The 6,199-nt window shown below is 65.9% G+C and carries 7 protein-coding genes; 3 read left to right on the top strand and 4 right to left on the bottom strand.

Annotated elements, in window-relative coordinates; genetic code table 11:
* Nucleotides 1-32: 32 nt before the first annotated feature.
* From D5687_RS10035 to D5687_RS10020, 4 genes are all read right to left on the bottom strand, one after another.
* Nucleotides 33-854 (bottom strand): ProQ/FINO family protein, encoded by an 822-nt coding sequence (locus tag D5687_RS10035; protein WP_158611855.1) that lies wholly within the window; start codon nt 852-854, stop codon nt 33-35.
* Nucleotides 855-1,099: 245 nt separating this feature from the next.
* Complete coding sequence (locus D5687_RS10030) at nt 1,100-1,585, bottom strand: hypothetical protein (protein WP_125199637.1); 486 nt, start codon at nt 1,583-1,585, stop codon at nt 1,100-1,102.
* 86 nt (nt 1,586-1,671) lie between these two features.
* Nucleotides 1,672-2,910: an MFS transporter gene (locus D5687_RS10025; protein WP_125199636.1), complete on the bottom strand. Its 1,239-nt coding sequence runs from the start codon at nt 2,908-2,910 to the stop codon at nt 1,672-1,674.
* Nucleotides 2,907-3,476, bottom strand: a complete 570-nt coding sequence (locus D5687_RS10020; RefSeq protein WP_240031479.1) for a hypothetical protein — start codon at nt 3,474-3,476, stop codon at nt 2,907-2,909. Before D5687_RS10020 ends, D5687_RS10025 begins: the two co-directional genes overlap by 4 nt.
* 200 nt (nt 3,477-3,676) lie before the next feature.
* Between D5687_RS10020 and ppx the strand changes: the two genes are divergently transcribed.
* The 3 genes from ppx to D5687_RS10005 all read left to right on the top strand — a co-directional run bounded on the left by ppx (nt 3,677) and on the right by D5687_RS10005 (nt 6,198).
* Nucleotides 3,677-5,188, top strand: coding sequence for an exopolyphosphatase (gene ppx, locus D5687_RS10015; protein WP_125199635.1), 1,512 nt, complete (start codon nt 3,677-3,679; stop codon nt 5,186-5,188).
* A 13-nt stretch (nt 5,189-5,201) separates the two neighbouring features.
* Complete coding sequence (locus D5687_RS10010) at nt 5,202-5,594, top strand: hypothetical protein (RefSeq protein WP_125199634.1); 393 nt, start codon at nt 5,202-5,204, stop codon at nt 5,592-5,594.
* A gap of 73 nt (nt 5,595-5,667) precedes the next feature.
* Entirely contained in the window at nt 5,668-6,198 is a 531-nt protein-coding gene (locus D5687_RS10005) for a DsrE family protein (RefSeq protein WP_204742184.1), read from the top strand.
* The last annotated feature ends 1 nt before the right edge of the window (nt 6,199 follow it).

Raw genomic sequence — 6,199 nt, 5'->3', positions numbered from 1 at the left:
TGGTATCAGATTGATGGGGTGAAGGTGCCCCATCAACCATTAAATCCGTATACCCCCTGGCCGAAGCGTTGGGCGAGGCGGTCGAGCTTTTCTTCCATGCTGAGGTTCTTCAGCGCCGGATCGGCCTGTTCCGACTTGCGCTGTTCGCCGGACTTGTTCGGTCGGCGGTCTGTGCGGCGCTTGCCGCCTTCCTGTCCTGACCTGGGCTTGTCGCCCTTGTCGCCTTGGCCACCATTGGCTGCTTTGCGCGGCCCCTTGCCGGCTGGCTTGCGCGAACGGCGTGGCTTCTTCTCGCCGCCTTCTTCCGTTTCGCCCTGCTCGGCGCGCTTGGCGTCGCGGGCGGCGTGGATCGCCTTGATCTGTTCTTCGGCGTGGCTGCGGGCCTTGTCGTCGACCGGTTCGGCCGGCTCGCCCTTGAGATCGACGCGGTGCTCGGCGTTCTTCATGGCGATGTGGTACGACAACCGCGAGGTGTAGAACTTCATCGCCGCGCGGATGGCCTTGGAGTTCAGGCCGTCGAGCTCAGTCGGGCGATCGGCGAGGATCTGCTGGAGGATGCCGATGGCCAGCGGCTTGACCTGCTTCGGGTCGGAGGAAAACGCCTCCGGCCAAGCGGCCTCGAACTGCTTGACTGCCTCACGCGGGTGGACGCGGGGCTTTTTCGGCTGGTTCGCTGCCGCAGATTCTACCTGTGGCCGGGCCTGGTCGCCCTGCGCGCTGTCGGATTGGCCTTCGGCCACGGTTTGTTCGGCCGGCGCGGTTGCTTCCTGGCTGGCCTCTGGGGTGGTCTCGACCGCGTCGGTGCCGGTGGTTTCCGGTTTCGGGTCGGTGGCCTGATGCTCGTCTGCGGTCATGTCGTCGGTCGCTGGCTTGGCGTAAATTGGGAAACTCTGCACGAATCGGATAGCGCCCTGGCTTGGCGAGCCGCTCGTGATCAAGGCGCGCGGAGCATTATCGGATTCGTGCAGGGTTTCCATGACCGGACCTGGCGCCGCGCATGACGGGTAGGCTGGTCCGGCAAAGGATGAATCTTAACGGTTTAGCTGGCCTCCGGCCACAACGCCGAGTGGCGGCGTGCCCGGTTGTCAGTGACCGGTTGTCAATTGAGGATGTCGTAGACAATGTCGCTGACGACGTTGCCCGCGGTGTCGGCGATCACCACGTCGGGGCCCACCCGGTAATAGCGCATGTGATCCGGTAGCGGGGAGAGCTGGCGCACCAGTTCGCGCGGGAGGCGCTCGTATTCCACATCACGTGGCGGCCACGTTGAGCCGCGCTCGAGCCGCTTGGCATGCCCCGGCGGGACCTTGCCCTGTTTGGCCAGGCCCGGCGGCAGGTTGCGGCTGTACCAGTCCTGAATGTACGTCCGCTCGCGCGTGGAGATATGGTAGCGCGAGGTGTTGCGTTCACGCTCGGCGTGGCGCTCCGGCGGGTTGGCCATGCCTTGTTTCTCCGCCTTTTCCGGCGCCCCCTGTGCCTTCTGCGGTTGGCCGGCGTGCTCCGGCGGTTGGGCCATGGCGTTGGCCTGGCCGATCACGAGGGCCGCGCCTGTCGCGACCAGTATTCGTCCAATACGTCCTTTCATGCCGTTACTCCCGGTCGTTGTCGGCTGGCTCCAGTATAGAAGACGAGACCTACCTTGGCCTGAGAGGTTCCCGCCTCGCGCGGCCTCTACTGGTCGAGTCGACGAATGGTATGCCGCGCGCGCCACAGCAACCACAGGCCGGGCAGGGCGGCCAGGAAGGTGAGAATGAAGAAGATGGTCCAGTCGACCGCCTCGACGATGAAACCCGCGGTCGGGCCCAGGTAGATGCGCCCCAGCGCGGCGATCGCCGAGAGCAGGGCGTACTGGGTGGCGGAATACTCCTTGTCGCACAGCGCCATCAGGAAGGCGACGAAGGCGGCGGTGCCCAGTCCGCCGGCGAAGTTCTCCAGCGAGACCACCGCCACCATCAGCCCGTAGCTGTTCCATTCATAAAGCCAGGCGTAGCCGAGGTTGGTAATGGCCTGGAGCACGCCGAACAGCATCAGCGCGCGGAACAGGCCCAGCTTGACCATCCACAACCCGCCGAACAGCCCGCCGATGATCGTCGCGATCAGCCCGGCGCCGTTGTTGATCAGGCCGACGTCAGTGGCGGTGAAGCCTGCGCCGCGGATCAGAAAGGCGGTGGTCAGCGTGCCGGCGAAGGCGTCGCCGAACTTGTAGAGGATGACCAGGAAGATCAGCGCCCAGGCCTCGGGCCGCGAGAAGAACGCCTTCATCGGCCCGACGACCGCTTCGCGCATGGTCTGCGGCGCGAGATCGCGCGTGTCCTTCTCCGGGGCGAACCAGGCCGTGACCATGCCCACGCCCATCAGTGCCGCCATGATGGTGTAGGTCAACGGCCAGCCGATGTGGTCCCCCATCACCAGCGCCGCCGAGCCGGCGACCAGCATGCCGATGCGGTAGGCCATGACGAATACCGCCGCGCCGAGCCCGCGTTCGGGGGCGTCGAGGGTATCGGTGCGCCAGGCGTCGATGGCGATGTCCTGCGTGGCCGAGAGGAACGCGACCATCAGGGCGAAGATCGCGATCTGCCAGATCTGCGTCTGGGCATCGCTGATCGCAAGGCCCAGCAGCCCGACCGCGATTAACACCTGGGTCAGCAGTATCCAGCCACGGCGGCGGGCGAACTGCCCCACGGCAAAGCGGTCGAGAATCGGCGCCCAGAGGAACTTGAGCGTGTAGGGCAGACCGACTAGCGCGAACAGGCCGATGGTCTTGAGGTCGATGTCCTCCATCGTCAGCCACGCCTGCAGCGTGCCGGAGGTGAGCAGCAGCGGCAGGCCGGAGGCGAAGCCCAGAAATAGCACGGCCAGCTGCTTGGGCGAGGTGGCCACGGCGTGCATGCGCTGTAGTCGAGTGCTCATCGGGTGCCTCGCGGCCGAAAGGTGGGTTCGATCGCCCCGTTGGTCTGCCACGCCAGCCCTTGGTTCAATAGCCATTCGATCGCCCGGTCGGCATCGCCCTCGAACCACTCCGCCGGCGAGCCCACCCGGAAGGTGTAGCCCCAGGCCTGCATGTCGGCCAGCGCCCGCTCGCGACCGAAGCCTTCCAGTTGATCGGCCATCAGTATCTGCAGGTAGCAGACCGCCTCTTCCTCGACGTCATCGCTGCCGGCATCCGTGTGTACCGCGGCCCGGCGCGCCTCGTCCATGCAGACGATGTGCGCGAACTCGTGCAACGCCGAGTGCACTGCCGTGTCCGGGCGCACGTACAACGTCGAGCCGATAATGCCGGCCTCGTCGTCGCCCCAGAAGCTGCCCGGGATCGGCTCGTCCGGCGTCACCCAGGCAAGCGGCAACCCGTACCGCGCTACGAGCCGATCGAGCGCGCCCGACGGCAACGCCGACAAACGCAACACCGCCGCCTCGTCGATGACGACATCGTCGGGCGGCGGCGTGAAACCGGGCTTGATGGAATGGCTGGCGGACATGGGCGGGCATTGTGCCATGCTGCTTTGTGATTTGAGCGGCCCTCAATGTGCTTTGGTTGAACGGTTTTCGCGCTTGTGTTCGACCTTGCAGGATTGAGCGAGACCCGGCGCGTCGACATAATGCGAGGAGCCGTTGATAGCGGCGATGTCGCGCCAACCCACTCATGCCCGCCAACTAGGCAACTGGAAGCAGAAATCCTATGCAGGACGGAGAAGTCATCGCCTCGGTGGATCTGGGATCCAACAGTTTTCACATGCTGGTCGCCCGGGTCGAGGCGGGGCAGTTGCAGGTCATCGACCGGATGAAGGAGATGGTGCGCCTGGCCGGCGGGCTGGACGAGCACGGGTATCTGTCCAGCGCGGCGATCGAGCGCGGGCTGGATTGTCTGCGACGATTCGGTCAGCGCTTGTCGGGCATGCCGCGGGGCCGGGTGCGCATCGTCGGGACGAACACCTTGCGGGCGGCGAAGAATGGCGCGACGTTCATTCGTCGCGCGCAGCGGGCCATCGGGCACCCGATCGAGATCATCGGCGGGCGCGAGGAGGCGCGGCTGGTGTATCTGGGCGTAGCCCACAGCGACGTACCCGCCGACGGCCGGCGGCTGGTGATCGACATCGGCGGCGGCTCGACCGAGCTGATCATCGGCGAGGGTTTCGAGCCGGTACGCATGGAGAGCGTGCCACTGGGTTGCGTGAGGCTGACCAACGATCATTTCAGCGACGGCAAGTACGACAAGACCCGCATGCTCAAGGCCGAGCGCCGCGCCGAGCTGGAGCTGATGAGCTACCAGCGTGCGTACCGCGAGATGGGTTGGGCGCGTGCCGTGGGCAGCAGTGGCACGGCACGGTCGCTGGCCACGGTGGCGGAGGCGAATGGCTGGGGTGATGGCAGCTTGACACTGGCCGGGCTGGACGCGCTTCGCAAGGCAGTGCTCAAGGCCGGCAACCTCGACAAGCTCTCGCTTAACGGGCTTTCCGACGACCGCAAGCCGGTGTTCGTCGGTGGGCTGGTGGCGATGCGCGCGGTGTTCGAGGCACTCGGCATCGAGCGCATGGCGATCTCCGACGGCGCCTTGCGCGAGGGGCTGATCTACGACTGGGTCGAGCGCGAGGACTTCGACGACGTGCGCGACCTGACCGTCGGGAGGCTGCAACGCATGTTCAACGTCGATGCGACCCACGCCGAGCGCGTGGCGTCGACCACCGCGGCCTTGTGGCGCCAGGTCGAGGGAAACTGGGGTGCAACCAGTGACGAGACCAGCGAGGCCTTGCCGTTGGCCACCTGGCTGGACGTGGCCGCGCGCGTCCACGAGGTGGGGCTGGCGATTTCCCATTCGGGTTATCACCACCACGGCGCCTACGTGCTGGAGCACGCCGACATGCCCGGGCTCACCCGCACGGCCCAGGCCGCGGTGGCCGCGCTGGTGCATGCCCATCGCCGCAAGTTCAAGCCATCGCGCTTCGAATCGCTCGACGAGGACATGCGCCCGCTGGGGATGCGGCTGGCCGTCATCCTGCGCCTGGCCGTGCTGTTCCATCGTGATCGGGGCGAGGGCATTGCCCCCTCGCAGGTGCAGGTCGACGCCCAGGGTGATCGACTGGCGCTGTCGTTTGCCGCGGGTTGGCTGGAAGACCATCCGCTGACCGTGGCCGATCTCGAGCGCGAACAGGCCTATATCGCCAACTGCGGTTTCGATCTGCAGTTCGCCTGATTAAGGAGAGCCCATGCCCCGGATCGACCGGCCCTCCGCGCTGTGCAACGCGTTCATCGTTGCGATGGCGCTTGTCACCGTGCCGACGCTTGTCGCCGCGAAGAGCGTCGAGGGGCGCTTTGTCGCCTTTGGTCCGGGAAACTGGTCCTGTGCGGATGCCGTGGCAGTCGTGGAGGGGAATCACCCGGGCAGCCAAGGGCGGCTGGATGGTTTTATTGCGGGCTATCTCACCGCAAGTAACGTGATCCTCCGCAACACCTACGATATCCAGGGCGGCGAGCCGGCCTCGGCCGCGCGGGCGGCGCTACTCGAATTCTGCGCCGAGAACCCGGATGTCAATCTTGCCAATGCGCTGGCGGTGCATACCCAGCGCCAGTACCCGGATCGCCACAGCGTGCCCCGCTGATTCCCCGAGCGAAACGCTGCCGGTTCGATGATCGGCTATGCTCCCAGTCCACCTCGAAACAGGGAGCAAGGGAATGAACGCAACCGCCTCTTTTCTGCAACGTGCCGCCACACTGGCCCGCCGGGCCTCCCGCCTGATCGCCCTGCCGATGGTCGCCTTGGCGCTGGCCATGTCGATGCCGGCCGTCGCGCAAGACGACACGCAGCGTGTCGTCTACCACGTCGATTTCGCCGACTCGACCCGCTACTCGGCCACGCTCACCTCGATCAACAACCTGATCAATGACGCCGAGCAGAAGCTGCTGCCCTGGGACGTGCACCTGGTGCTGGTCGGTCACGGTATCCGGTTTGCCACCGACGACCCGCTGGAAGGTACGCCCTTTGCGGCCGACGAGGCGCTCAACGAGCGCCGCGACGAACTCAAGGGGCGCCTGCAGACGCTGATCGACGTGCGCGAGGTGAAGGTGCATCTTTGTGATGTCACCCGTAACGAGATCGGCCTGTCGGAGGACAAGCTCTACGAGGGCATCGAGCTGGTGGGCTCCGGCGTGGCCAAGATCGCCGATCTGCAGCGTGACGGCTACGCCTATCTGAAGATCCAGTAGG

Origin of the sequence: Guyparkeria sp. SCN-R1, from assembly GCF_003932495.1 — a bacterium.
In the GTDB taxonomy this organism is placed as follows: domain Bacteria; phylum Pseudomonadota; class Gammaproteobacteria; order Halothiobacillales; family Halothiobacillaceae; genus Guyparkeria.
The sequence above is the reverse complement of the archived record's forward strand: the minus strand, read 5'-3'. Positions and strand labels throughout refer to the sequence as shown.